The 24,788-nt window shown below is 59.1% G+C and carries 24 protein-coding genes; 10 read left to right on the plus strand and 14 right to left on the minus strand.

The genetic code is table 11. The features are described 5' to 3' along the window. The first annotated feature begins 108 nt into the window (after positions 1-108). Entirely contained in the window at positions 109-594 is a 486-nt protein-coding gene (locus ACYZUC_RS28615; RefSeq protein WP_008030357.1) for a glutathione peroxidase, read from the plus strand. Then, positions 591-1,052, plus strand: coding sequence for a MarR family winged helix-turn-helix transcriptional regulator (locus ACYZUC_RS28620; protein ID WP_008030355.1), 462 nt, complete (start codon positions 591-593; stop codon positions 1,050-1,052). Before ACYZUC_RS28615 ends, ACYZUC_RS28620 begins: the two co-directional genes overlap by 4 nt. Here ACYZUC_RS28620 and ACYZUC_RS28625 read toward each other — a convergent pair. After that, positions 1,036-3,357, minus strand: a complete 2,322-nt coding sequence (locus ACYZUC_RS28625) for a hybrid sensor histidine kinase/response regulator (RefSeq protein WP_461991937.1) — start codon at positions 3,355-3,357, stop codon at positions 1,036-1,038. The genes ACYZUC_RS28620 and ACYZUC_RS28625 overlap by 17 nt on opposite strands. Positions 3,358-3,522: 165 nt before the next feature. Between ACYZUC_RS28625 and ACYZUC_RS28630 the strand changes: the two genes are divergently transcribed. Together ACYZUC_RS28630 and ACYZUC_RS28635 are read left to right on the plus strand one after the other, a co-directional pair. Beyond that, positions 3,523-4,413: an ATP-binding protein gene (locus tag ACYZUC_RS28630; protein ID WP_461991939.1), complete on the plus strand. Its 891-nt coding sequence runs from the start codon at positions 3,523-3,525 to the stop codon at positions 4,411-4,413. After that, on the plus strand, positions 4,410-4,892 hold the full coding sequence (locus ACYZUC_RS28635) for a GAF domain-containing protein (RefSeq protein WP_461991940.1): 483 nt from the start codon (positions 4,410-4,412) through the stop codon (positions 4,890-4,892). The genes ACYZUC_RS28630 and ACYZUC_RS28635 overlap by 4 nt, the downstream gene beginning before the upstream one ends. Here ACYZUC_RS28635 and ACYZUC_RS28640 read toward each other — a convergent pair whose 3' ends face one another. From ACYZUC_RS28640 to ACYZUC_RS28680, 9 genes are all read right to left on the minus strand, one after another. Beyond that, positions 4,893-7,835, minus strand: a complete 2,943-nt coding sequence (locus tag ACYZUC_RS28640) for an HD domain-containing phosphohydrolase (protein WP_461991942.1) — start codon at positions 7,833-7,835, stop codon at positions 4,893-4,895. Between the two features lie 50 nt (positions 7,836-7,885). After that, positions 7,886-11,185: a transporter substrate-binding domain-containing protein gene (locus tag ACYZUC_RS28645; RefSeq protein ID WP_461991944.1), complete on the minus strand. Its 3,300-nt coding sequence runs from the start codon at positions 11,183-11,185 to the stop codon at positions 7,886-7,888. An 8-nt stretch (positions 11,186-11,193) separates the two neighbouring features. Then, entirely contained in the window at positions 11,194-11,820 is a 627-nt protein-coding gene (locus ACYZUC_RS28650) for a response regulator transcription factor (protein ID WP_008030344.1), read from the minus strand. A 250-nt stretch (positions 11,821-12,070) separates the two neighbouring features. Beyond that, positions 12,071-12,463, minus strand: a complete 393-nt coding sequence (locus tag ACYZUC_RS28655) for a response regulator (RefSeq protein ID WP_461991946.1) — start codon at positions 12,461-12,463, stop codon at positions 12,071-12,073. Between the two features lie 175 nt (positions 12,464-12,638). Then, positions 12,639-13,967 carry a deoxyguanosinetriphosphate triphosphohydrolase gene (locus ACYZUC_RS28660; RefSeq protein WP_461991948.1) on the minus strand — a complete coding sequence of 443 codons (1,329 nt, stop codon included), beginning with the start codon at positions 13,965-13,967 and terminating at the stop codon, positions 12,639-12,641. Between the two features lie 69 nt (positions 13,968-14,036). Further along, complete coding sequence (locus ACYZUC_RS28665; protein WP_461991950.1) at positions 14,037-15,200, minus strand: EAL domain-containing protein; 1,164 nt, start codon at positions 15,198-15,200, stop codon at positions 14,037-14,039. 124 nt (positions 15,201-15,324) lie between these two features. Then, positions 15,325-15,666, minus strand: a complete 342-nt coding sequence (locus ACYZUC_RS28670) for a hypothetical protein (RefSeq protein ID WP_008044376.1) — start codon at positions 15,664-15,666, stop codon at positions 15,325-15,327. Next, positions 15,663-16,052 carry a phage holin family protein gene (locus ACYZUC_RS28675; RefSeq protein ID WP_461991952.1) on the minus strand — a complete coding sequence of 130 codons (390 nt, stop codon included), beginning with the start codon at positions 16,050-16,052 and terminating at the stop codon, positions 15,663-15,665. Before ACYZUC_RS28675 ends, ACYZUC_RS28670 begins: the two co-directional genes overlap by 4 nt. A 2-nt stretch (positions 16,053-16,054) precedes the next feature. Then, positions 16,055-16,369, minus strand: coding sequence for an ElaB/YgaM/YqjD family protein (locus tag ACYZUC_RS28680; protein WP_008030332.1), 315 nt, complete (start codon positions 16,367-16,369; stop codon positions 16,055-16,057). A 305-nt stretch (positions 16,370-16,674) separates the two neighbouring features. On the opposite strand from ACYZUC_RS28680, the gene ACYZUC_RS28685 reads away from it, so the two are divergent. Beyond that, the gene (locus ACYZUC_RS28685) at positions 16,675-17,883 is read left to right on the plus strand and encodes an ammonium transporter (RefSeq protein ID WP_461991955.1); all 1,209 of its coding nucleotides are present in this window, start codon (positions 16,675-16,677) and stop codon (positions 17,881-17,883) included. A 1-nt stretch (position 17,884) separates the two neighbouring features. On the opposite strand, the gene ACYZUC_RS28690 is transcribed toward ACYZUC_RS28685, so the two are convergent. After that, positions 17,885-19,597, minus strand: coding sequence for a cation:proton antiporter (locus ACYZUC_RS28690; RefSeq protein WP_461991956.1), 1,713 nt, complete (start codon positions 19,595-19,597; stop codon positions 17,885-17,887). 210 nt (positions 19,598-19,807) lie between these two features. Between ACYZUC_RS28690 and ACYZUC_RS28695 the strand changes: the two genes are divergently transcribed. From ACYZUC_RS28695 to ACYZUC_RS28705, 3 genes are all read left to right on the plus strand, one after another. Then, positions 19,808-20,044, plus strand: a complete 237-nt coding sequence (locus ACYZUC_RS28695; protein ID WP_192227860.1) for a glutaredoxin family protein — start codon at positions 19,808-19,810, stop codon at positions 20,042-20,044. 165 nt (positions 20,045-20,209) lie between these two features. Continuing rightward, positions 20,210-20,530, plus strand: coding sequence for a transcriptional regulator (locus tag ACYZUC_RS28700; RefSeq protein ID WP_192227859.1), 321 nt, complete (start codon positions 20,210-20,212; stop codon positions 20,528-20,530). A 71-nt stretch (positions 20,531-20,601) separates the two neighbouring features. After that, positions 20,602-21,492: a pseudouridine synthase gene (locus ACYZUC_RS28705; RefSeq protein ID WP_032828803.1), complete on the plus strand. Its 891-nt coding sequence runs from the start codon at positions 20,602-20,604 to the stop codon at positions 21,490-21,492. A gap of 70 nt (positions 21,493-21,562) precedes the next feature. On the opposite strand, the gene ACYZUC_RS28710 is transcribed toward ACYZUC_RS28705, so the two are convergent. After that, a complete protein-coding gene (locus ACYZUC_RS28710; protein WP_461991959.1) occupies positions 21,563-21,784 on the minus strand; it encodes a YgdI/YgdR family lipoprotein in 222 nt (73 codons plus the stop codon). Positions 21,785-21,860: 76 nt separating this feature from the next. Next, positions 21,861-22,463 (minus strand): molybdenum cofactor guanylyltransferase MobA, encoded by a 603-nt coding sequence (gene mobA, locus ACYZUC_RS28715; RefSeq protein ID WP_461991961.1) that lies wholly within the window; start codon positions 22,461-22,463, stop codon positions 21,861-21,863. An 81-nt stretch (positions 22,464-22,544) separates the two neighbouring features. Here mobA and moaB point away from each other — a divergent pair, with 81 nt between their 5' ends. Together moaB and ACYZUC_RS28725 are read left to right on the plus strand one after the other, a co-directional pair. Next, positions 22,545-23,084 (plus strand): molybdenum cofactor biosynthesis protein B, encoded by a 540-nt coding sequence (gene moaB, locus ACYZUC_RS28720; RefSeq protein ID WP_008030315.1) that lies wholly within the window; start codon positions 22,545-22,547, stop codon positions 23,082-23,084. A gap of 22 nt (positions 23,085-23,106) precedes the next feature. Continuing rightward, the gene (locus tag ACYZUC_RS28725) at positions 23,107-24,294 is read left to right on the plus strand and encodes a molybdopterin molybdotransferase MoeA (protein WP_461996779.1); all 1,188 of its coding nucleotides are present in this window, start codon (positions 23,107-23,109) and stop codon (positions 24,292-24,294) included. A 66-nt stretch (positions 24,295-24,360) separates the two neighbouring features. Here the strand turns inward: ACYZUC_RS28725 and ACYZUC_RS28730 are convergent, their stop codons facing one another. After that, entirely contained in the window at positions 24,361-24,669 is a 309-nt protein-coding gene (locus tag ACYZUC_RS28730; protein WP_461991963.1) for a hypothetical protein, read from the minus strand. Positions 24,670-24,788 lie beyond the last annotated feature (119 nt).

Genomic DNA, 24,788 nt, shown 5'->3' on the forward strand with positions numbered 1-24,788 from the left:
CGGCTCCTACAGTTTGTGTGGTGTGGCGGAAGATCGATTAATTAAATTGCACACAATTCAATTGCTCGCTATGTTTACCTCATCTTCTTTCATTCGAGAGTCCGAATCATGAGCGACAACCTGCTGAGCATCCCTTGCACCACTATCAAGGGTGAGAAAAAGACCCTGGCGGATTACGCCGGCAAAGCGGTGCTGGTGGTCAACACCGCGAGCAAATGTGGCTTCACGCCGCAATACAAAGGGTTGGAAGAACTGTGGCAGACCTACAAGGATCAAGGGCTGGTGGTGCTCGGTTTCCCGTGCAACCAGTTCGGCAAGCAGGAGCCGGGCAATGAAGGTGCGATTTCCGAGTTCTGTGAACTGAACTTCGGTGTCAGCTTTCCGTTGTTCAAAAAGATCGACGTTAACGGTGCCGACGCCCACCCGCTGTTCGTGCAACTGAAAAAACGCGCACCGGGTGTTCTGGGTTCTCAGGGCATCAAGTGGAACTTCACCAAATTCCTGATCGGCAAGGACGGCCAACTGGTCAAGCGCTTCGCTCCCGCGACCAAGCCGCAAGACCTCAGCCGCGAGATCGAAGCCCTGCTCAAATGAATACCTTGTCCGTCGATTCCCTGAAGCTCGACAGCCAGCTCTGCTTCAAGCTGTACGCTGCTTCCCGGGCGGTGATCCGCGCTTACAAGCCGATGCTCGATCAGCTCGGCCTGACATACCCGCAATACCTGGCGATGCTGGTTTTGTGGGAATGGCAGGAGGCGGCGCCGGAGCAGCCGACGGTCAAGGCGTTGGGCGAGCGTCTGGCGCTGGATTCCGGCACGTTGACGCCGCTGCTCAAGCGACTTGAACAACTGCAACTGGTGCAGCGTCAGCGTTCAGCGCGGGATGAGCGTGAAGTGCACCTGAGCCTGTCGCCCACGGGCAAGGCGTTGCGCGATCAGGTCGGGCCGCTCAAAGCCCGGCTGTTGTGTGACAGTGGTGTCGATCTGGATCGCTTGAATGATCTACGCGAAGGTCTTGATCACTTGTTGGGACAAATCAAAGCACTGTCGTAGCGGGCATCCACTGGTCCAGCAGGGCGGCCAGTTCTTCCCGGCGGAAAGGTTTGGCCAGGTAATCGCTCATGCCCGCCGCACGGCAGCGCTCGCGTTCCTCGGACATGGCGTTGGCGGTCAGGGCGACGATGGGCAATTGCGGCCAGCGACCGCTGCGACGGATTTGCCGACTGGCTTCGTAGCCGTCCATCACCGGCATGTTGCAGTCCATCAGCACCAGATCGAATTCGCTTTGCTCCAGCTGATCCAGGGCCTCGCCGCCGTGGGCGGCGACAATCACCTCGCAGCCGAGTTTTCCGAGCATGCCCTTGGCCACCAATTGATTGACCGGATTGTCCTCCACCAGCAGCACCCGTCCGCGTCGCTGGGGAGTGAGCGCCTCCAGTCGCGCATCGTTGATGGTGTTGGTTTCCGGCTGCAACACTCGCCGCAGTGTCTGGTACAGGGCATTGCGCGCCAGAGGCCGGGCCTGTTGTTGTAACGGTGCCAGGGCGCTGGCCTGTTCGCTGGGCATGAAACTGCCGTAAGCGGTCACCAGCAGAATTGGTGCGGAACAGGTGGGGCGCAGGCGAAACAGGCATTCCGGGCAATCGGTGATGACCACGTCGGGCTTCAGACCGATCATCGCGTCATCGATCGAACGCTGCTGATAGTCGAGCCCCCAACCCGGCAACAGACTCTTCAACAGTTCCGCCAGGCCGCTGCTGGCGGTGGTGATCGCGATCACCTTGCCGCGCAGCGTGGCCGGGGCGAAGGCGCGGGTGTGGCTCGGCAGCGGCAGGTCGGCGCAGAACTGGCTGCCGAAACCCGCTTCCGAGCTGATGGTGAGGCGCCCCTGCATGGCTTCGCAGAGGTTGTAAGTCAGCGCCAGCCCCAGCCCGGTGCCGCCAAACTGTCGGGTAATGCCGGCGCCGGCCTGGGTGAATGGCTGGAAAATCTTGACCTGAGCGTCCTGTGCGATACCGATGCCGGTGTCGCAGACTTCGATTCTGACGCCGTCTTCGTACGTCGACAGGCGGACATCGACCCGACCGAAACGGGTAAATTTGAGGGCGTTGGACAACAGGTTGCTGACGATCTGCCGGACCCGGGTCGGGTCACCGAGCACCAGCGCCGGGAATGACGGTTCGATCAGGCACGTCAGTTCGACGCTTGGCGCCGCGTTCTGCGACAGCAGGTTGGCGGTGTCCTCGATCAGCGAACCGAGGTCGAACGGAATGTGTTCGAGTTCAAGCTGACCGGCGTCGAATTTCGACAGGTCGAGAATATCGTTGAGCAACTCCACCAGCACTTTGCCCGAGTCATGGGCAATAGACAGTTGTTGCTGTTGCTCGGGATTGAGCGGGCCGTCGAGGGAAAGCGCGATCATCCCCAGCAAGCCATTGAGGGGCGTTCGGATCTCGTGGCTCATGTTGGCGAGAAATACCGAGCGTGCCTCGGCCATGTCCAGGGCGGTGCTGCGCGCAACTTCCAGTTCCTGGTTGGACTGGCTGAGCCGGCTGTTGATCGCCTTGAGTTCGGCGGTGCGCGCCGACACGATGTTTTCCAGTTGCCCGAGGTAATCGGTCAGACGGTTTTCAGCGTTGCGCCGCTGCTGGATTTCAGTGGCAATGTTCTCGAATTGCTGGTTGGCAACCTTGACCAGCACGCCGATCTCATCGTTCTTATGCCCGCTCGGGTACTCCAGCCAGGACGGTTCGACGCCGCGCGGATCGCGGCTGCTGAGTTCGCGGATAACCCGCACCAGAGGTTTGGTGAGCATCACGTAGAACAGCGCCAGCAAGATGCCGGTCAGGATCAGGCTGCGGGCAAAGCCATTGAGCAGGGTCACTTCGGCCCGACGCAGGAAGCGGTTGCCGAAAGAGTAGGTGTCGACGTCGAGGCGCAAGGTGCCGAGGGATTCGTTGGGCAGGTGATCCAGATACAACCGGTCTTCGAACGCTCGGTCTGCACCGAACAGGAAGTCGCTGATCACCCGATAGCCGCTCTGCGATGGTGGGCGCTTGACACTGGCCAGCACCGAGCCGTTGTTGTCGGTCAGTTGCGCAGCGATGATCGCCGGTGAACGCAGCAGGCCCAGGGTCAGTTCCTGGGCGAGTTCGGCGTCGATGTTGTAGGCAATGCGCGAAGCGGGGTTATGGCTGATTTCCAGCAAAGACAGTATTTCACGGTTGATGGAGGCGTCTTCACTGGCATAATCGATGCCTATTTGCAGCAGGCTGAGCAGCGTGCCCAGAATGAAACCGACCAGCACGGTAAGCCGGGCTTGTTTGTAGGACAGCCGGTTGGTGAACTTGATATCCATGGGGTGTCGAACCACTTCCGTTTCCCTTCGCTGCTCAAGCATAGTCGATCATGCATGGATACCGATGTTCTCGCGAGCCCTTGTGCACGGGATGAACAGGTCACTGAATGCTGTGTTTCGTCGCTGTAGCGCCATCATTACTGTGAACGTGCCCGAGGAGAAGACGTGGATTCCCGATTGAATGCTTTTCTTGAACGCGCCGATGCCGTTCTGGCCCGTATCGAACCGCTCTTGCCCGCACCTCGGCAAGCCATCGACTGGACGCATTGCCTGGCCGCACGCTGGCAGCGGGAAGGGCGCAGCGGTTTTCTGTTGCCGCTGCAGGTCAGCCTCGATACGCGGTTGTCCGACCTGATCGGTGTTGACCGTCAAGTAGAGCAACTGGGGCGAAACACTCAACAATTCCTCGACGGCATGCCGGCCAACCACGCGTTGCTCTGGGGCTCGCGTGGCACCGGCAAATCGTCGCTGGTGCGCGCGTTGCTGTCCGAACACGCAAAGACCGGTCTGCGACTCATCGAGATTGAACGCGATCACCTGGCCGACTTGCCACGTGTGGTGGAGCAAATCGCCAAACTGCCTCAGCGTTTCGTGCTGTTCTGCGATGACCTGTCGTTCGAGGCGGGCGAGGGCGACTATCGCGTGCTCAAGAGCGTGCTCGACGGCTCTCTCGAACAGGCGCCGGACAACGTTTTGCTGTACGCCACTTCCAACCGTCGCCACCTGGTGCCGGAAAAGGAAAGCGATAACGAAAACTGGAAAAGGGTCGACGGCGAATTGCACCCCAGCGAGGCCGTGGAAGACAAAATCGCGCTGTCGGACCGTTTCGGCTTGTGGCTGTCGTTCTATCCGTTTACGCAGGAACACTTCCTTAATGTGGTCGAGCACTGGATCGGTCAACTGGCCGACAAGTCCGGCCTGAAGTGGCAGCGTGACGAAGAACTGGACATCCTCGCGGTGCGCTGGGCCACCGGCCGAGGCAACCGCAACGGACGTTGCGCCTATCAATTTGCCCGCTATTGGGTCGGGCTCAAGCTGTTGGAGCACAAGGCATGATCGATTTACAACAAAGCGGCCAAGGCCTCGAAGGCTACGGCATGCTGCACGCGCAACTGGAATCCTTGCTGGCGGACGAGCGTGATTTCATCGCCAATGCCGCACAGTTTTCCGCGTTCCTGTACAACCAGCTCGACGACTTGAACTGGGCTGGTTTCTACCTCAATCGCAATGAAGAGCTGGTGCTGGGTCCGTTCCAGGGGCAGATCGCCTGCGTGCGCATCCCGTTCGGTCGTGGCGTGTGCGGGACGGCGGCGGCGACGTTGCAGACTCAGTTGGTCGAAGACGTGCACGCGTTTCCCGGGCACATCGCCTGCGACAGCGCATCGAACAGCGAGCTGGTCGTGCCGCTGGTCAAGGACGGCCGCCTGATCGGCGTGCTGGACCTCGACAGCCCGAAACTGGCGCGCTTCACCGAACAGGATCAGGCCGGGATTGAAAAACTGGCGGCCATCTTCCTGCGCCTGACCGACTGCTGATCACCCCTTCAAGCCTGCCTTGGCCAGCAGGCCTGGCGGGTCTACGGCATCGATCTGTTGCGGATCGAGAAATCGCTCGGCGTATTGCCGGTAGATTTCGGCGTTGATGAACAGCCTGAACAGCTCCGGGTCGATGTGGGCGTCACGGCACATGGTGGCCATGATGCCCAGTGCTTCGCTCAACGGCTTGGCTTTCTTGTAGGGACGATCGGCGGCGGTCAGCGCTTCGAAAATATCGGCAATCGCCATCATCCGCGCCGGCAGGCTCATTTCCTCGCGCTTCAACTGTTTTGGATAACCGGTGCCGTCCATTTTTTCGTGGTGGCCGCCGGCGATTTCCGCGACGTTGTTGAGGTGGCCGGGGAAGGGCAGATGGCTGAGCATCAGGATCGTCTGCACCATGTGGTGATTGATGATGTAACGCTCCTCGCGCGTTAATGTGCCTCGGGTAATGCTCAGGTTGTAGAGCTCGCCTCGGTTGTACTTGTAGCGGGGCACATCGAGCTTGAACCCCCAGGGATTGTCTTCCGGCATCAGCTCGCCTTCGGCGCGTTCGAACAGGTGCTCCGGTTTGTCCGCCAGCAGCGGCTCGCTGACCGGCAGGGTCGGCGCCGATGTTCTCGTCTGACGCCGGTTCTCTTCCCAGGAAACGCCCAGCCGGTCATCAAGGGTTCGGGTCCAGGTGCGCTGGGCCAGGCTGCGCAAGCGTTGCAAATCGGACTCGGCCATCGCCTCGCCGCCCAGATTGCAGCGGGCAACAAACGCGAAATCATCGTCCAGCGCCGCCAGAGTGGCATCGCGCAGCTCTGCCAGGTGCTGCTCGTCACCGCCCAGGGCAATGGCTTGCCAGTAGCTGATCCAGGCGTCGCGCTTGAGCACTTCGAAGCGGGTGCGGATTTCGTGGATGCGGTCGTTCAGGGTTTCTAGCTTGGTGGCTTTATCGACCACGTACTCCGGCGTGGTGACCTTGCCGCAGTCATGTAGCCAGGCGGCGATGTGCAGCGCCTCCCACTCGTCCTCGGTCGGTTGATAACTGCTGAAGGCCGGGTCCTGACTCGCCGCGGCAGCCTGGGCGAGCATCAACGTCAGCGCCGGCACTCGCTGGCAATGGCCGCCGGTGTAGGGGCTTTTCGCGTCAATGGCTCCGGCCAGCAGTTGAATGAACGCGTCCAGCAGTTGCTTCTGTTTGGCTTGCAGGCGCTGACTCTCAATACTCACCGCAGCGGCGCCGGACACAGCCTGAAGGAATGCGATACGGTCCGGACGAAGCTTCTCCAGGTCACTTTGATCGCCGCTGTCCGCCAGCAACAGGACCAGCAGGCCCACGGTTTCGTTATAGCGATTGTGCAGGCGGATACCGATCAGATGCACTCGCGGGCATTCCATCGCCAGCAATACTTTCTGCAAATCCCCCACTTGCTCGAAACCGAGACTGGTGACCACGTTGTTGGCGTGCGACAGCTGCTGTAGCCAGGCAGGGCTCTGTGGGTCCTGGAGTTCGTGACCGCGAATGTCGAACGCGGGCAATGCCTGTGAAATGTCGTTGATGACCAGGCCATGAGGTGTCATGCGATCGCCGTCATTTTCCCGCAGATAGATCAGGCCCGCCTGGGCCTGTCCGATTTTCACGGTTTCGAACAACACCCTTTCCAGCAAGGGGGCAAACCGGGTCTCGGCGCTCAGGCTGTCGGTGATCTGGAAAAAACTCGCCAGGGTGTCTTTCATGCGCGCCATCGACACGCTCAGTTGGTCAACTTCGAGTACCGGAGAGCGACGGGAGGCCGGAAATTTGAAATTGAAACTGCGAATCGCATCGGCTTCCTGCACCAGTGCATGCAGGGGTTTGACCAGGATTCTGGAGGTCAACCAGCCCAAGGGCAGGCACAAAAGCAACGTGGCCAGCGTAATCAGCGCGCCCTGCCAACGCATACGATAGGCATCGGCGAGCAATTCGACTTCCGGCACCAGCAGCGCCAGTTGCAGCCCCTGCGGACCACCTTCCTGCATGCTGCTGCGGGCAACGATCCACTGACGACCGGCGGCCTTCAGCCGATTGCCTGTTGGCGGGTTGTTCAGCAATGCGCCGAGGCCGGGACTCAGGTCGGCGGCCTTGCTCAAGCGTGCGGTCTGATCGTCGACGATCAGTTTGCTGCTGTCGGGGTATGCGATGGTATTGCCCTGGGCATCGAACAGCACGATTTCGGTATTGGGGGTTACAACGTGCTTGGCCAGCGTCGCGGACAGTTCCGCCAGGGTCAGGTCGGCGCCCATGATGGCGTGCTCGCCGCTGCGGCGGGCGAGGGTGGTGCCGACATTGCGGGTGGAGAAAAAGAGGTAGGGCTCGGTGGTGATCTGATCGCTGTCGCCGCGAGCGCTGGAAAACCAGGCGCGGGTGCGCGGATCGTAGGTGTCGTCGGGGTTGTCGTGACGGCTGAGGAGGTTCAGGTCCTGATCGAAAAACAATGACTGGGAATGCACCGGGCCGCGGTTTTGCTCGATGCTCCAGACTTGATAAGCAGCCTTGTCCGGGGCCTTGAGCAGCGCTTTCAGGGCGGCGGTTCGCAGGGGGCGAACCATGAAGAAATCACCGTTGTCGTAACCCAGATAAAGCGAGGCCAGGTCAGGATTGTCCTTGAGCGACTGGCTGAAGGGTTTGAGCAATGCCAGGCGCTGCTCCAGGTCAGGCGCCAGCGCCGCGGGGTTGAACACCAACAGGCTCAACAGATGGCGAATGGGCTGATAGGTGGCGTGCAGGTCCAGGCGGACATCTTGCTCGATGCGCTCGAAAAGCTTCTCGCTGCTGGACAGAATGATTTGCGTGGTTTGCCGATAGTTGAAAATGCCCAGCACCACGCCAGTCAGCAGCAACAGGAAGGTGAACATCACGCTGATATGGACATGCAGGGGAAACCGTCGTTGATCCGGGCGCAGTGGGCTGGTCATTGCGGGGTCTCTCCATGATGTTTAACACACTGCTCAGCGACCAAGCATAGTTAAGGCTCCGTCATTCTGCTTTTGTCGTTTTGTCCAATTTGTTGCTGCAATGCCTGCTCCAGTTCAAGCATGGCGCGCTCCATGGCTTTGCAGCATTGCGCCACTTCGTCGTGATGGAAGACACCATGGCAGACCTGCTCTAGCGCCTCGCAGCTGGCCATCAAGCGGGTGGCCTGGACAATGCGCGCGGCGCCCTTGATTTTGTGGGCGACGTCGAGAAAAGCCTGCGGGTCTTTTGACCGGGACAATGCCCGCAGCGCTTGCAGGTCCTGGCGGTTACTGCTCTGCAGCTCGGTCAACAATCGCCTGTCCATCACGGGATTGCCACCGGTCAACAGGTGCAGCCCTTGCAGGCTGAAGGCGGGATCGCGAACGGGTGGTTTGATGCCGGCCACCCATTCGCTCAACGCGGTCAGCGTCAGCGGCTTGAACAGGCAGTCGTCCATCCCTGCCTGTTTGCAGCGCAGTAGTTCTTCGGGCTGTGCGTTGGCGGTGAAGCCGAGCACGGTGCAGGGCGGTCGTTTCGAATGCTGTTCATGGCGGCGAAGGGCGCGGGTCAGCTCGTATCCGTTCATGACCGGCATGTTGCAATCGACAATCACCAGATCGAACAGCCCGTTATTCCACGCTTCCAGTCCTGCTTCGCCATCTTCTGCGACGCTGAATCGGTGCCCCAGAAACTCCAGTTGCTGACACATCAGCAAGCGATTGGCCGGGTGATCGTCGACCACCAGAACGTTCAAGGGCATCGTCGTGTGGATGGGCACTTCGGCAGCTTTCGGTACCTGTTCGACGGGCACTGTGGCCAGGTGCAGCGAAACCTGAACCTGCGTGCCTACCCCCGGCTGGCTGCTCAAATGCAGGCTGCCGCCCATCATTTCGCACAGGCTTCGGCTGATCACCAGACCCAACCCGGCGCCGCCTCTGCCGGCCTGCCCGTGGTCATTGGCCTGGGCGAAAGGTTCGAACAGCCGTTGCTGATCCTGTTCGCTGATACCGATGCCGCTGTCCTCAACCAGCAACAGCATCCGGATGTGCCCGGGCTCGGTGCCCGGGAGCAACTCAACGGTGATTCTGACCTCGCCTTGTTCGGTGAATTTAATGGCGTTGCTGACCAGATTCGACAGCACCTGCTTGAAGCGCATCGGGTCCAGCAGGACACCGACTGGCGGGTTGGCCGGGTTGAACTCCAGCCGCAGATCGAGGTTTTTCTGGCGGGCCAGCCCATCGAAGATCCTTGCCACCGAGCCGATGATTTCAAGCGGATTGACGCGTTCCGGGCTCAGGCTCAGGCGCCCGGATTCGATGCGGGCGATGTCGAGGATGTCCCCGATCAGTGCCAGCAGATCCTTCGCCGAGTTGTACGCCACGTCGATGGCCGGACGGTCCGGGTGGTTGCGATCGATCCGCTTCAACGTCAGTTCGAGCATGCCGATGACGGCATTCATCGGGGTGCGGATCTCATGGCTCATGGTCGCCAGGAACGCGCTTTTAGCCCGGTTGGCTTCATCGGCGCGATCTTTCGCACAACGCAGTTCGTCGAACAGCTGTCGCCGTTCAAGCAATTGATCGTTCAACGCGCGCTCAGCCGCCTGACGTTGTTTGATCTGACGACGCATGTAAGCGTTCCACACAGCGGAAATCAGCAGCAGTACGCCGGCACCGATAACGATCTGATAGAACAATCGCTGGTAGTTGCGCCAGGTACTTTGCGACGACGCCGAATAGCCACGCCAGCGGCTGTTGATGATGCCAAGTTCTTCCGGCGCGATGCTCAGCAGCGCCTTGTTGAGAATGGCGTTGAGTTCTTTGGCGTCTTGCCCGGTCGCCAGGGCGAACGCGGCCTGCCGGGTACCAATGGTGGTACTGATCTGAAGTGTGTGCTCGAAGAGCCGCGATGACATGAAGTAGTTGGCGATCACCAGTGAGTTCACTGCACCTTCGGCTTTGCCTTCGGCGAGCAACTCGACTGCGCTGAACGTGTCTGGCGTCTCAATGAGCTTGATCCGCGGGAACTCGCGGCGCAGGTAATCCACCAGTGGGTTGCCTTGGGCGATGGTCAGGCGCTTGCCCTGCAGTTGCTCAAGGTTGGTCGGGCTGTCGGCGGCTTTGCGCGTCAGCAACACAAAGGAGTTTTGCAGATAGGGACGGGTGAAGTTCAGGATCGTTTCACGTTCATCGCTGGGGAGCAGGGCAGCGATCACGTCGGCCTGATGGTCTTTGATCTGTTTGATCATCTCGTCATCGCTTCGGCTGCGTCGGATGTCGAAGCGCAGACCGGTGCGCAATCTGATCAGTTCGAGCAGGTCTGCGGTAACGCCGCGAAAGTTGCCATCGCTGTCGAAAAACGTCAGCGGCGCATAGGCTTCATTGACCACCACGCGCACCACCGGATGTTGCGCGAGCCAGCGTTCTTCGAGGTGGGTGAGCTGCAGTTTCTGGTCGGTGAGCAAAATGTCGCTGCCGGCACTCCAGCGTTCGGCAATGTTTTCCCGCTCGCTGGCGGGGATGGCCATGAGCATCGCGTTGATGATTGTGAGCAGTTCCGGGTTGTCTTTGTGCACGGCAAAACTGAATCCGTGGGCCTCGTGTTTGCCGAAGTTGGCCATGCGGATATTGTTCAGGTAACCCTTGTTGATCATGTAGTGGGTCGAGATGGTGTCGCCGAGGAAGACGTCAGCCTGGTCGAAAGCCACGGCATTGATTGCATTCTGGTAGGACGGATAAGACGTGATGATGGCTTTGGGGTACAGGGCCCGGACTTCCTCCAGCGGCAAATAGTGATACACCATGCTCAACTGCAGACCGGCGAGGCCGTCGGTCAGGGAGCGGGTTTCTCCTTCCCGTGTCACCAGAACCGGCTGGTCCACGGCGTAGGGGGTTGAAAGCACAATATCGGCGTTATGAGCCTCGAAGCCATTGGCGGTGCCGAGCAGGTCGACCTCACCTTTTTCGAGCGCCTTGATCGCAGCCCCCCGGGACGCGAAGCGTTGCACCTTGATCGGTAAACCGATGGCCTTGCCGAGAAGGCCCGCATAATCGGCGGTGAAACCTTCGTAATCCTGGCCGCTGACGGTCAGATCGAAAGGTGGGTAGTCCGGCGCTGACGTGCCGAGAATCAGTTGCCGTTTACCAGTGATCCATTGTCGTTGTGCTTGATCCAGCTGGACGTCCAGGTGTCCGGCCGTTGAGCGACTGAGCAGGTCGTAGTGCTCGCTGGCAGGCTGTGCGGCAAGCACCGAAGAGGTCAGGCATACGGCGGCCATGAGTAGCAGATAATCCTTTATGCGACTGGGCATCCTGTGTCTCACACTAATGCGTTACGTTTTGCCATCTCGATGAGTTCAACCAGGGATTTGGCTCTAAGTTTTTGCATGAGTCTTTTTTTGTAGGTGCTCACAGTCTTGTTGCTGAGAAACATACCTTTGGCAATTTCCTTGTTGGTGCGGCCCTGGGCAAAAAGTTGCAATACCATCAGCTCTCGGTCGTTGACTGACTTGAACAGTTCCAGTTCTGCGCAGCGCACCTCATCGCCGCGAACAGGGTTCAGGGCCTGGCTCGGGAAGTAGTTGTAGCCGGACAATACGGCTTTGATTGCACTCACCAGTTCACTCAGGTCTTCCTGTTTGCATACATAACCTGAAGCACCGGACTGCATGCAGCGAATACCGAAAAGTGTCGGGCACTGTGCAGTTAATACCAGTGTTTTCAGGGGGGTGCTCATCGCGTTGAAGCGGGCGAGAACTTCGAGGCCATCCAGTTTCGGAATGCTGATGTCGAGAATGACCAGATCGGGCATGCATTCGCGAACCATCTGCATGGCATCGACCCCATTGTCGGTTTCGCCGACGACTTTGTAGCCTTCGTGCTCCAGCAACATTCGGACGGCGAGACGGATGACGGGGTGATCGTCGACAATAAAAACGGAGTTCATAATCAAATCCCATACGAGCTCTAATAAAGCGCGCACCTTAGCTCAGATAGTTGAGGGGACGCATGAACTGACGGACCTCAAGCAGCAATATAGGAATAATCCTACAAGCGAATAGGAAAGGGGCTACGAATCAACTAGGTTTTTAATGAAGATGGCTGGAAGTTGCGTGTGATCAGTCAGCCTGTTGGAAGTTTTTGTTTGTTGTTTTCAAGTTGTGTGTCGATAAACAGTTATTGCTGTTGTGCTGTTTTTATAATGAGGCCAAGGTCAATAGATTTCTGAATTCGGATTGTTTCAATGGTTTGATCAAATAGCCAAGTAAGGGCAGTCCGCGTTTGTTGGCTGTTTTCTCAAGTTCATCAAGTTCTGTACAACTCAGGCTGCTTAGCAGTATGGCCCACCTGATCATTCCTCGCTGACTGGCGAACTGGACAAGATCAAGTCCGGGAAGGTCGGGCAAACATTGATCGCACAATAGAATATCGAACGGTTGCACAGACCTGAACATTTGCTGCAACGCGCCTTTGGCACTGTCGGTGGTGGTCAGTTGAGTGAAGCCGTAACTTTCAAGCAGGTACTGAGTTGCCCTGAGTTGAAAGGGATGATCTTCCACCAGCAGGATGCGCAGGTCGTCTTTGAACATGGAGTTACTCACGCTTCGTCTCTGGGGCGCGTGATTATTTCGCGAGTATTCCGAGTAATCGATCAGCTTGCTCGACGTGAGGTGTAGGGCAATTCAGCGGACGTTGAGTGCACTCGGACATTGGGAGGCTGATCAGCCATTTCAGGCGGCGTAATGGCTGATCAACCTGCTCTCGTCATTGGCTCGAACGTCCGGTCATCTCCAGGGCCATTTCGCTGGCATAGCTGTCGGTCATGCCGGCGATGAAGTCAATCATGCGCAGGAACGACGTGTGCAATGGCCCGTGAGGGTCTGGCGCGTTGTTACCCAGCAAATCGAGGATGCGACGGCTCTTGAACGAAGGCGCCCGCCCGTTGTGCTGTTCCAGGGCTGCGCCGCAGAAGGCGTTGAGCAGGATTTCCAGCGTGGTATAGGCACCGATTTCGTGCAGGGTCTTGCGCTTGTCCTGAAAGATTTTCTTGCGCGCCATGTCCTTGGCATTCAGTACGCAACGCTTGGCTGGACCGTGCATGTGCTCCACCAGATCACCAGGCAGTGTACCGGCCAGCAATGCATCCTGTTGCTCGACAAAAGCGCGGGCGGCGGCGTTGGTCAGGTGTTCGATGGCTTTGCCGCGCAGGATCGCCAGTTTGCGTCGCCGCGAATCACGCGGGCCGAGCAGGCGATAGGTTTCCGGCAGATCGTCGCCGACCAGGTCCAGCAACAGGGACTCGACTTCAGCGTACTCCAGCAACTCCATTTCCAGACCGTCTTCCAGATCGATCAGTGCGTAGCAGATGTCATCGGCGGCCTCCATCAGATAAACCAGCGGATGGCGGGCCCAGCGCTGCTCTTCGAGTTGCGGAAGGCCAAGTTTATGAGCGATCTGCTCCAGCAGCGGCAGTTCACTCTGATAGCAGCCGAATTTGTGCTTCTTGTAACCCAGCGAATCGGCGTGCATGGCCGTCCATGGGTATTTCAGGTAAGTGCCCAGCGTGGCGTAAGTCAGCCGGGTACCGCCATCGAACTGATGGTACTCAAGCTGCGTGAGCACCCGAAAACCTTGGGCGTTGCCTTCGAAGTTGAGGAAGTCATTGCGTTCGGCTTCGCTCATTGCATCCAGCCAGCCGCGGCCGGCAGCCTGTTGGAACCAGTGACGGATCGCGTCTTCGCCGGAGTGGCCGAAGGGCGGGTTGCCGATGTCGTGGGCCAGGCAAGCGGATTGCACCACCATGCCCAGGTCGCTGGGTTCGCACCAGTCGGGCAGGGCGCTGCGGATGGTTTCGCCGACACGCATGCCCAGCGAGCGGCCGACGCAACTGACTTCCAGCGAGTGGGTCAGGCGCGTGTGGATGTGATCGTTGCTGGTGACCGGATGGACCTGGGTCTTGCGTCCGAGACGGCGAAACGCTCCCGAGAAAATGATGCGGTCGTGGTCTTTGTGGAAAGGGCTGCGGCCGAGTTCTTCCGGGCTGTGCAGCGGCTTTCCGAGGCGTTCGCGGGTAAGCAGGGTTTGCCAATCCAAGGCTGATTCTCTCCGTCAGGTGACTGATGCCTTAAGCTTCCCGGTTCGCGTCAGGACCTGCAAGCGGAACTACAGCCCCGCAGCGTCGATGTCGATGAGCAGCAGTCGCTCGCCGTTGGCGAAAAATTGCCCGGCGGTGAGGCAGTACTGGTTGCTGGTGGCGTCGCGGTAAGTGTTGGAAAGCGTCAGTCGGCGCTCATCCCAACCCTCCGCCAGCAGATGATAAAAGTACGGACGCCATGACCAGTTATGGCCCAGGTAGCGATCGTCGGCTTCCCAGCCGCTGTTGCGCCATTCGAGGTTGGGTGTCAGTTGGGTGCCGTGGCGGTCGCATTGATAGAAACGCAAGAGCCAGGGAAAGGCGTCCAATTGTGGCAATGCGCTGAGCGGCGCACTGGCCTGGGCCCAGGCTTGCAGAATCGCCATCAGCTCGCAAAGTTGCTGGCGCATGATCATCAGGCGACCGCGCTCAGCCAGTTTTTGCTGTACATAGCGCTGACGCAGCTGGGCGAAGCGCTCGACGAAGGCGTCGGTGGCGAAGAAGTCTGCTTGCGCGCGGGCGAACAGAAAACCCTGCACATAGCGCGATCCGCACTCCAGGGCAAAATTCAGTTGAGCCTCGGTTTCCACCCCTTCGGCAATGATCCAGCAGCCGGTTTTTTCCGCCATTTGCGCCAGGGCCTTGACCACGTCGCTGCTGGGACCGCCCAACGCCGCGGCCTGGAACAGTCGCATGTCGAGCTTGAGAATGTCCGGTTGCAGGGCCAGCACGCGATCAAGCTGTGAGTAACCGGCACCGAAATCATCGATGGCGATTCGCGCACCGGCTTGTCGGTATCGCGCTACCACGTCGGCCAGACGCTGGATGTCGCCGCCCAGTTCGGTGATCTCGAACACGATTCGCTGCGGGTCGACGCCGTGCCGGCTCAATTGCTTGAGGCTCGGCAGTGCCTGGTCCGCACGCAAGCGACTGATCCAGCGCGGTGACATGTTCAGGCTGAGAAACCACTCCGGGGGCGCTTCATGCAAACGGCTCAGGGCGTTATCGCGGATCTGGCGGTCCAGGCGACGCAGGGCGATGGCGGGTGTTCTCGGGTCGGCGAACAGTGGCCCCACCGAGGCCAATTGACCGTCGGCCTGACGCAGTCGGCCCAGTGCTTCGACGCCGGCGATACGGCCGGTGGCGGTATCGATGAACGGCTGAAAGCAGGCGAGCGGTTGCCCGTCGATCACGAGGCCTCCTTAGTAAGGTCTTGTTTTTGGATTAAACCTGATGCCGGGTAGGCGCGCAGGTTTGAACCCCTCGATAAAGAGGTTCATCCCGGTGATGCTGCAAGAATGCAGCCAGCTATTGGCTTCAGTGTTTGGGCGAGTTGCCTTGCAGGATCAGCTTGATCAGCGGCCCCAGCGTGGTGCCTAGCCGAACCAGTCGAGTCAGGCTGCTGACGCCACCGCTCTTGGCACCCTTGCCGGTCAAAAAGCCCAGCAGGGTCACGGCCGCTACGCCCCAGAGCGGGGCGTGCTTGATGCCGAAGCCGTCTTGCAGGTTTTGCGTCATCCCGCGCACACGTTGCAAGGGTTGCAGCAGCTGCGCGGATTCGTGACGGATTTCCTGGCGATGCATCTCCATGCGCAAACGGATCAGCGCCTTGCGCATTTCCGTGCGCGAGCTGTTGTGAGGCAGTTCAGGCAGGCTCATGGCAGCAGGCGCTCCCGATCGTTGGCCAGTTCTTCCAGGGTGCCATTGAAAGGCGAGGACTCATCGAAAACCGCTGCTCTCAAGCGCATCGCGCAGAAGATGGCCGCGAGGGTATAGAACACGCAGAGCCCGATGATGGCGGGCAGGCGATAGGTGTCCCAAAACAGGATCAATACCAGCGTCGACAACCCCACCAGCAACAGCAAGGCAAACACCAGCGCCAGGCCTGCGAACAGCAACAGGCTGACGGTGCGGGCTTTTTGTTCCTGCAATTCGATGCCGAACAGTTCGACATGGCTGTGCAGCAGTCCAAGGAAAGCGGCACCCAGGCGCCGCGATGAGGAGCTTGGGCCCGTCGCGGACGAGCCGGATTCACCGATCGCCATAATCAGCGCCGTGTTGCCAGCAGACCGATCAGGAAACCCACGCCGGCCGCGATCCCGACCGATTGCCATGGGTTGGCCTGAACATAGTCTTCAGTGGCGGTGACGGCGGCCTTGCCGCGTTCGCGCAGGGAGTCTTCAGTCAGTTTCAAGGTTTCGCGTGCACGCAGCAGGCTGTCGTGGATCTGCTCGCGCAATTCATCCGCCTGATCGCCGGCCAATGTGGCGGTGTGTTCCAGCAACCGCTCGGTGTCGCTGACCAGGGTCTGAAAGTCGTTCATCAGGATTTCTTGAGCAGTCTTTGCCTTGATGCTGGCCATTGGTGATCTCCGTAAGTGGCTTCTGTTGCGTTCGAGTATGAGCCTTGCGCGAAGGTTCAGTACAAATGACTGGTACAACTTTTGCTATGTCGTGGTGCGTCAGCCCGCGTGTTTGCGCTGTTGCTGGGCAAGAATCGAGCAAAACCTTATCTCAAATAATGAAACCTCGCGCAAAGGTTCCAACCTTGTGCGCCAAAGTGACTCATCGGGATCAATGGACTGATCCAGCGAAGTTGCAACTTGGTGCATGAATTGTCTGCGCGAACTGCTTTGGTGCTTTTTTAGCCTTCAGGTCTGCCAACTCCATGGAAAATCTGCAAAGCGCTGTGGACAGTCTGGTCCATAGCTCCAACACGTTGTTCATTCTGATCGGTGCAGTCATGGTCTTGGCCATGCACGCCGGTTTTGCCTTTCTCGAAGTCGGCACGGTTCGACAGAAGAACCAGGTCAACGCCTTGTCGAAGATCCTCAGCGACTTCGCCATTTCGACCCTTGCCTACTTCTTTATAGGCTACTGGATTTCCTACGGGGTCACCTTCATGCAACCGGCGGCGGTGATCAATGCCGATCATGGCTATGGCCTGGTGAAATTTTTCTTTCTGCTGACGTTCGCCGCAGCCATACCGGCAATCATTTCCGGCGGCATCGCCGAGCGCGCCCGGTTCGTTCCGCAGTTGTGTGCGACAGCGTTGATCGTGGCGTTCGTCTATCCCTTTTTCGAAGGCATGATCTGGAACGGCAACTTTGGCTTGCAGGCCTGGTTGCTCGCACGCTTTGGTGCCAGCTTCCATGATTTCGCCGGCTCGGTGGTGGTCCATGCCATGGGCGGCTGGCTGGCGCTGGCGGCGGTGTTGTTGCTCGGGCCGAGGCAAGGTCGCTATCGCGAGGGACGCCTGGTGGCGTTCGCACCGTCGAGCATCCCCTTCCTGGCCCTGGGATCGTGGATTCTCATCGTGGGCTGGTTCGGTTTTAACGTGATGAGCGCGCAAACCTTGCAGGGCGTCAGCGGGTTGGTCGCGGTGAACTCGCTGATGGCCATGGTGGGCGGCACCGTGGCGGCGCTGATCGTCGGGCGCAATGACCCGGGCTTTCTGCATAACGGCCCACTGGCCGGGCTGGTGGCGATCTGCGCCGGTTCCGATCTGATGCACCCGGTCGGCGCGCTGGTGACCGGTGCCATCGCCGGGGCGCTGTTTGTCTGGTGCTTTACTGCTGCGCAAGGCAAATGGCACATCGATGACGTATTGGGTGTCTGGCCGTTGCACGGTCTGTGCGGTGTCTGGGGCGGGATCGCCTGCGGTATTTTCGGTCAGAGCTCCTTGGGTGGTCTGGGTGGGGTGAGCCTGATCAGTCAGTTGATCGGAACCTCCCTCGGGGTGGCCGTGGCGCTGGCCGGCGGCTTCACCGTGTATGGCGTGATCAAGGCGTTCCATGGCCTGCGCCTGAGTCAGGAAGAAGAGTATTACGGCGCGGACCTGTCGGTGCACAAGATCGGCGCCGTGAGCCAGGACTGAGTCAGGTTTCTTCATCGTCGGCACCGGGATAAAAACCGTGCAGCAGGCGATAGCGGTCATGCCGTATCTGGTCTGCCCGCTCTTGGACCTGATGCGCGGGTATCCCCAGCATGATCAACGCGTGGGAGGCGAGCATCAGGCTCGACTCCAGTAATTCGGGCACGACTTCGCTGGCGCCGGCTGCTTTCAACTCGGCCAGTTGGCTGTCGTCCCGAGTGCGTACCAGGATTGGAACGGTCGAGTTTAATCGGCGCGCCTCCTGGAGAATCAGTAACGCGATATCGGTCTGGTCCACGGCAATCACCAGCAGCCTGGCGCGCGCCAGTCCTACCGCCTGCAGCAGTTCACCGCGTCGTGAGTCGCCATAGTGCACACAGGTTTCACCCACGGCGGCTTCCTGGACACGCACCGGATCGGTGTCCAGCGCAATATAGGGCTGCAGCGCATTGCGCAGCGCTCGCCCGATCGACTGACCGACGCGACCATAGCCACAGATCACCACATGGCTGTGCAATCCGGCGTTAAGCGCGCTTATTTCGTCGAGTTTGGCTTCTTCGTTGGGCTTGCGGTGCAGACGCGTTGCGATGCGGGGCGCCGAACGCAGCAACAGTGGTGTCAGCAGCATCGAGCAGAAGGTCGCGGCCAGCAGCAGCCCGCCGAGGTCGGCGGGCATCATTTTGTTTTGTTGCATCAGGGCCATCAGCGCAAAACAGAACTCGCCACCCTGGGCCAAAGCCAGGCCACTGCGCCAGGCGGTTTCGACATCGCTGCCGCGCCATTTGACCAGCAGCGCGACCACGCAACCTTTGATCAGCAGCAAACCGAGGGTCAGAGCGAGGATCAGCAGGCTGTGGCTGGCGAACAACTGCAGGTCGATCAACATGCCGATGCTGACGAAAAACACCCCGAGCAGAATGTCGCGGAACGGACGGATATCGGCCTCGATTTGATGGCGGTAATGACTTTCCCCCAGCAGCATGCCGGCGAGAAAAGCCCCCAGGGCAGGGGAGAGACCGAGCAGGTGAGTGAGCCAGGCGGTCAGCAACACAATGACCAGCGCCAGTAGCACAAACAGTTCGGCGGAGCGGGCGGCCGCCACTTCATGGAACAGCCGCGGCAGCAACCAGCGACTGGCCATCAGCAGGCCGACGAAGAGCACAACGGTCTTGCCGAGCGTCACAGGTAACGCCCAGTACCAGGCCTGATCGCTGTTCCCGGCGAACACCGGCACCAGGGTCAGCAGCAACACCGCCACGACGTCCTGGAACAGCAACACCGCAATGGCGTTCTGGCCGTGGCTGCTGAAAATCTCGCCGAGACTGCCCAGTTCCTTGCTGACAATGGCGGTGGACGACAGCGACAGACCGGCGCCGAGCAGCAGTGCAGGGGTTATCGACATGCCGAGCAACATCAGCACCCCCCCAAGCAGTATCGCGGTGACCAGTACTTGCAGGCCGCCCAGCCGGAACACCACGTGGCGCAACGCGAGCATTTTCGACAGTGAAAACTCCAGCCCGAGGGAGAACAGCAGGAACACCACGCCCAGCTCGGCGAGGTCGGGCAACTCCTCGCTTTCATTGACCCAGTTGAACGCGGTCGGCCCGATCATCAACCCCACGCACAGATAGCCCAGCACCGGTGGCAGGCGCAGGCGCTGGAACAGTGCAATCACCACCAGAGAGGAGGCGAGGATGATCAACAGGTTAGCGAACACAAAAAACTCCGGTCAGGGGCGCGGACTACTCAAGCGTAGAGGCAAAAAAGCCGCGAGCATCGCGCAAGTGACATTGTGCTTGAATGATTTGAGTCAGTGAGTTGCCGAAAACTTTTGAAATGCGCCGTTGCTCAGGCGCCCGAGCCATTGGCTCGACTGCTTCTGATCGCGGGCCTAGAATAAACGCTCACTTTACCGGGTTCTGTGCTCATGCCTCCTGAATGTCAGCTTTTCGGCACCCTGGGGTGCCATCTCTGCGAAGTGGCCGAAGCCATGCTGATGGAATTTGTCGAGCGCGGTCTGCTGGTCGAACTGGTGGATATCGCTGACGATGAATCATGGTTCGAAGCCTACAGCCTGCGTATTCCGGTGTTACGGCGAGTCGATACCGGCGCTGAACTGGGCTGGCCATTCGGTGCCGAGCAGGTCGTGGCGTTCCTGCGCTGACCTCGACATTTTTCGCGATTCCCATCCGTCGCTGTTCCTGTTTCGGTCATTGGCGAAATTGAGGTTATTCGGTTACTGTATGTGCATACAGTTATGCCGATCACCTGTCGTGTTCGCTTTATTGCGGATTCAGGCAGGCGATCCCGGAAGTCAGAGGGATGAATCTTGGTCAATGTCGAACAGTTGAAGAACAGCGTGAACCGGATGTCGGTGGACGTAGTGCGTGAGGCCGTCCTCGAGTTGCGTCTGGATGGCCTGGTCACGGAAGGAAAAACGCCGTTCAACAAGCTGCATTTCAATACCTGTTTCGCTGAAATCGAAGCACTGTTCCAGCGCGCGGGTTATCACCGACAGTTGGACGTCGTGGGCTATCAGGGCTTGTTGTACGCACTTTACGATCCGGGTCGCTGGGAGGCAGTCGATGTGTTGCGCTGGCTCAAGGAGTTCACCGAAGCGGCGGCGCGCACGCAGTCGATTCCGGCCTGAGGATTCTCTGCTAGGTTCGGTCCGGCCTCTGTTGGATAATGCCGCCCTGCATTGAGGGTCAGAACTTCCGTATGTCCACTTCATCTTTTTCTGCCGCGCACAGCCAGGCCAGTACGCTCTACTTGCCGCCTGGCCCGTGGCAGACCGTACTTGAATGCCTGTGCGAGCACTTCAGTGCCATCGGTCGCGAGCAATGGCTGGACCGAATCGCCCGTGGTCGCGTCCTCGACGGGCACGGTGCGCCAATCGCCCTTGATCTTCCTTACAAGGAAGGCCTGCGGATTCACTACTTTCGGGAAGTGCCGGACGAAAAGCCGATCCCTGTGGTCGAGTCGATTCTGTACGCGGACGAGCACCTTGTGGTGGCTGACAAGCCGCATTTCCTGCCTGTGACGCCAGCGGGTGAATATGTCGAGCAGACGCTGCTACGACGGTTGATCCGTCGACTGGATAACCCGCACCTGGTGCCGTTGCATCGCATTGATCGGCATACGGCGGGGCTGGTGCTGTTTTCAGCCAATCCTCAGAGCCGTTCCGCGTATCAGTCGTTGTTTCCAACGCGGCAGATCGAAAAGCGCTACGAGGCTATTGCCAGGGCATTGCCGGAACTGACCTTTCCCTTGGTCCATAAGAGTCGGCTCGTCGATGGCGAGCCTTTCTTTCGCATGCAAGAGGGGCCGGGCGCCAGCAATACCGAGACGGCCGTCGAGGTCAGGGAGAAGAACGGCGATCTCTGGCGATATGCGCTTTACCCGGTGACAGGCAAGAAACATCAGTTGCGGGTGCACATGACGGCTCTGGGGGCCAGCATCTGCAATGACCCGTTCTATCCGCAAGTGCTCAAGGATGTCGAAGACGACTATGCCAATCCGTTGAAGTTGCTCGCACAAGGGCTTCGGTTTGTGGACCCGGTCACGGGTGAGGAAAGAGACTTCGAAAGCGCTATCACCCTGCAATGGTGATGGCTGTTTTTCAGCCACGAAAAAGCCCGCATAAAGCGGGCTTTTCTGTATCCGGTTGGTGCCGCAAAGATTACAGCTCTTTGACGGTACGAACTTGATCCTTGTTGACGCGGGTTTGTTTGCCGTCCAACTGTTCAAATTCGTAGAAGCCCGATTCCTTATCGTATTTTGGCGCGTCGACAGCCTGGATTTCGCGACCGTCATTCAAGGTGATCACTGCAGGCGATGCGCAACCGGCAAGGGTCGCGAGGCCGAGTGCGAGCATGAAAGCGGCGATGGTCCGTTGAGTCATGTGTGTGTCTCCGAATATGAATTCTTTTGGTAACTGAGCTTGAGACGTTCGCGACACGCGCAAGTTCATTCTCGTGTCAGTCTGACACAGTGTTGTGGGCACTTAACAGTTCCGGTGTATTGAGGTTGGCCAGGCGAGGATCGTTGTCGGGGCACTGCAGCGCCGTGGCGCCCAGTTTGCGCATGAGGCGCCCCGGGCTGCGTTCGCCGTCATTCCAGGCACTTTCGAACGCTTCTCGCAGGGCAACCGGAATGATGCACAGCAAGGGTTCCCAGTGTCCGTCATGGCGCAGCATCAGCGGTTTGTCCGGATGCTGGCTGGCGGTCTCGCGCATGCTGTGGAGCAGCGCGGCATCGATGCGCGGTACGTCACAAGGCAATACCAGCAGATTCGCATGACGAGCGGCCTTCAGGCCTGCACGCATGCCAGCCAACGGACCAGGGAAATCGCCTTCGTCGTCATGGACCAACTGGTCGGCGTAGGGCGCATACTTTTCCAGGTTCCTGTTGCAGGAGATGATCAGGTCATCGCTCAGCGGACGGGTCTTGCGATGCAAATGCGCGATCAGTGGCTCGCCGTGCCACTCGATCAGCCCTTTGTCCTGGCCGCCCATGCGTTGGCCGCGCCCCCCTGCCAGGAGCAGAATGGAACAGGGTGGCAAATGTGTATTCGAGGTCATGGCAGGTCTCCATGGGGGCGGCGAAAAAAGGAGGCGCTGTGATATAACACCGGGCTGTTTCTCCTACAACTGGACGAGCCTATGAAAGCCAAGGCTGATGTACCTTTCGCACCGCTCAACATCGCGGTGCTGACTGTCAGCGATACCCGTACTCTGGAAACCGACACGTCAGGCCAGGTCTTCGTTGACCGCTTGATCGCTGCTGGCCATAACCTGGCCTCTCGGGTTCTGCTCAAAGATGACCTCTACAAAATCCGCGCGCAAGTCGCCAACTGGATTGCCGACGATGTGGTGCAGGTTGTCCTGATCACGGGTGGCACGGGATTCACCGGGCGCGACAGCACGCCCGAAGCGGTGAGCTGCCTGCTGGACAAGCAGGTCGATGGATTTGGCGAGCTTTTCCGGCAGATATCGGTGGCGGATATTGGCTCCTCCACTGTTCAGTCCCGCGCCTTGGCCGGTTTGGCCAATGGCACGTTGGTCTGCTGCTTGCCCGGTTCGACCAACGCTGTGCGAACCGGTTGGGACGGTATTCTCGCTGAGCAACTGGATTCGCGGCACCGCCCATGCAATTTCGTGCCTCATCTGAAACAGGCGCAGCCCTGTGAATCCCGTGGGTAAGCCGGGCAAGACAGGCAGCCTGATGGCTGTCGAAGTCGCACTGGCGCGCTTGCTGGAAATGGCTGAAACCACGCCGATTCGTGAGCGTGAGCGCCTGCCCCTGGCGCAGGTTGAGGGTCGTGTTCTGGCCGATGACCTGATCTCGACGCTTGATCTTCCTCCGTGGCCCAACAGTGCAATGGATGGTTATGCGTTGCGCGCGGCCGACTGGACGGGAGAGCCGTTGGTGGTCAGCCAGAAGATTTTTGCAGGCAACGCTCCGCAGCCTTTGACGCCCGGCACCTGTGCGCGAATCTTCACCGGCGCGCCGGTTCCTGCTGGGGCCGACTGCGTCGAGATGCAGGAAAACGCCGAAATCCAGGCGGATGAACGAGTCCGTTTCACCGAAGCCCTGGCGCCAGGGCAAAACATCCGGCCACAAGGCCAGGAAACCACCGTCGGTGAACTGATTCTGCCAGCCGGCACACGGCTTGGGCCAATTGAGCAGGGCCTGGCTGCCTCACTGGGATGCGCAGAGCTGGAGGTGATTCGCAAAGTTCGCGTCGCCGTTTTGTCCACCGGTGATGAATTGGTTGAACCGGGTAAGGCGCTGGGACCTGGCCAGATCTACAACAGCAATCGTGTGTTGCTCTGCAGCTGGTTGCAGCGATTGGGTTGTGAGGTGATCGACGCCGGTATTCTCCCGGATAACCTCGAGACCACTCGTGTCCGTCTTGCCAGTTTGGCAAGCGTCGACCTGATCCTCTCGACCGGTGGCGTATCGGTGGGTGAGGCCGATTTTCTGGGCATTGCCTTACGGGAGGAGGGCGAGCTGACATTGTGGAAACTCGCGATCAAACCGGGCAAACCTCTGACCTTCGGACATTTTCGTGGGGTTCCGGTCATTGGTTTACCCGGTAACCCGGCGTCGACCCTGGTGACCTTTGCCTTGTTGGCAAGGCCCTATCTATTGCGCCGCCAAGGCGTAAAAGTGGTTGAGCCGCTGAAATTTCAGGTGCCGGCGGGGTTTAACTGGCCCAAAGCCGGCAGTCGACGCGAGTACTTGCGTGGACGTCTGGAAAACGGCCGGGCGATCATCTACAAAAACCAGAGTTCAGGTGTGCTGCGCAGCGCAGCTTGGGCCGATGGTCTGGTTGAAGTACTGGAGGATCGTACGCTGATCGAAGGTGACAGCGTGTATTTCATCCCGATGAGCGAAGTTCTGGGTTAATACCTGCCTCACGCTGGCCACGCAAACCCGGTTGATCGAACCGGGTTTTGCGTTGATGGCTGACGCTTAATGTGCGATGAGTGCCACGACCTGGTCGAAACGACTGTTGGCGATCCAGCCCAGAAGGCCGAGCACCACGGCTGTGCCACCGGCGGAATAGGCAAGCCTGTGTTTGATCGATTTGACGTCACTGCGGACTTCATCCATGTCTCTTCGGATGTATTCGAGGTGCGTTTCCAGTTCGACGACGCGAGGTTCCATTTCGGCTTCTCCAGTGGGTATTGCGCTTTTATTGAATTCGGCTTGCTGTTTGGCCCGTCTTTCCGCGAGTGGTGCAACCGGAATGCCCGGTAACCTGATGTCATGGCTTTGCATGGTACGTCCCTGTAATTCCTGCTGATGACTGATAAACCGCAGCCACCAAGGTGTACCAATCAAACGGGTGGGTCAATTGAGCCGATTCCTCAGGTTTTGTAAGAAAAAATCCCGCCTTG

The sequence above is a fragment of the Pseudomonas sp. GT1P32 genome (assembly GCF_054897805.1).

Excerpts from the sequence above, each read along its gene's own strand:
- ACYZUC_RS28615 (WP_008030357.1), top strand. The coding sequence starts at position 109 with ATGAGCGACAACCTGCTGAGCATCCCTTGCACCACTATCAAGGGTGAG.
- ACYZUC_RS28620 (WP_008030355.1), top strand. The coding sequence starts at position 591 with ATGAATACCTTGTCCGTCGATTCCCTGAAGCTCGACAGCCAGCTCTGC.
- ACYZUC_RS28625 (WP_461991937.1), bottom strand. The coding sequence starts at position 3,357 with ATGGATATCAAGTTCACCAACCGGCTGTCCTACAAACAAGCCCGGCTT.
- ACYZUC_RS28635 (WP_461991940.1), top strand. The coding sequence starts at position 4,410 with ATGATCGATTTACAACAAAGCGGCCAAGGCCTCGAAGGCTACGGCATG.
- ACYZUC_RS28640 (WP_461991942.1), bottom strand. The coding sequence starts at position 7,835 with ATGACCAGCCCACTGCGCCCGGATCAACGACGGTTTCCCCTGCATGTC.
- ACYZUC_RS28645 (WP_461991944.1), bottom strand. The coding sequence starts at position 11,185 with ATGCCCAGTCGCATAAAGGATTATCTGCTACTCATGGCCGCCGTATGC.
- ACYZUC_RS28650 (WP_008030344.1), bottom strand. The coding sequence starts at position 11,820 with ATGAACTCCGTTTTTATTGTCGACGATCACCCCGTCATCCGTCTCGCC.
- ACYZUC_RS28655 (WP_461991946.1), bottom strand. The coding sequence starts at position 12,463 with ATGTTCAAAGACGACCTGCGCATCCTGCTGGTGGAAGATCATCCCTTT.
- ACYZUC_RS28670 (WP_008044376.1), bottom strand. The coding sequence starts at position 15,666 with ATGAGCCTGCCTGAACTGCCTCACAACAGCTCGCGCACGGAAATGCGC.
- ACYZUC_RS28675 (WP_461991952.1), bottom strand. The coding sequence starts at position 16,052 with ATGGCGATCGGTGAATCCGGCTCGTCCGCGACGGGCCCAAGCTCCTCA.
- ACYZUC_RS28680 (WP_008030332.1), bottom strand. The coding sequence starts at position 16,369 with ATGGCCAGCATCAAGGCAAAGACTGCTCAAGAAATCCTGATGAACGAC.
- ACYZUC_RS28685 (WP_461991955.1), top strand. The coding sequence starts at position 16,675 with ATGGAAAATCTGCAAAGCGCTGTGGACAGTCTGGTCCATAGCTCCAAC.
- ACYZUC_RS28695 (WP_192227860.1), top strand. The coding sequence starts at position 19,808 with ATGCCTCCTGAATGTCAGCTTTTCGGCACCCTGGGGTGCCATCTCTGC.
- ACYZUC_RS28705 (WP_032828803.1), top strand. The coding sequence starts at position 20,602 with ATGTCCACTTCATCTTTTTCTGCCGCGCACAGCCAGGCCAGTACGCTC.
- ACYZUC_RS28710 (WP_461991959.1), bottom strand. The coding sequence starts at position 21,784 with ATGACTCAACGGACCATCGCCGCTTTCATGCTCGCACTCGGCCTCGCG.
- mobA (WP_461991961.1), bottom strand. The coding sequence starts at position 22,463 with ATGACCTCGAATACACATTTGCCACCCTGTTCCATTCTGCTCCTGGCA.
- moaB (WP_008030315.1), top strand. The coding sequence starts at position 22,545 with ATGAAAGCCAAGGCTGATGTACCTTTCGCACCGCTCAACATCGCGGTG.
- ACYZUC_RS28725 (WP_461996779.1), top strand. The coding sequence starts at position 23,107 with ATGGCTGTCGAAGTCGCACTGGCGCGCTTGCTGGAAATGGCTGAAACC.
- ACYZUC_RS28730 (WP_461991963.1), bottom strand. The coding sequence starts at position 24,669 with ATGCAAAGCCATGACATCAGGTTACCGGGCATTCCGGTTGCACCACTC.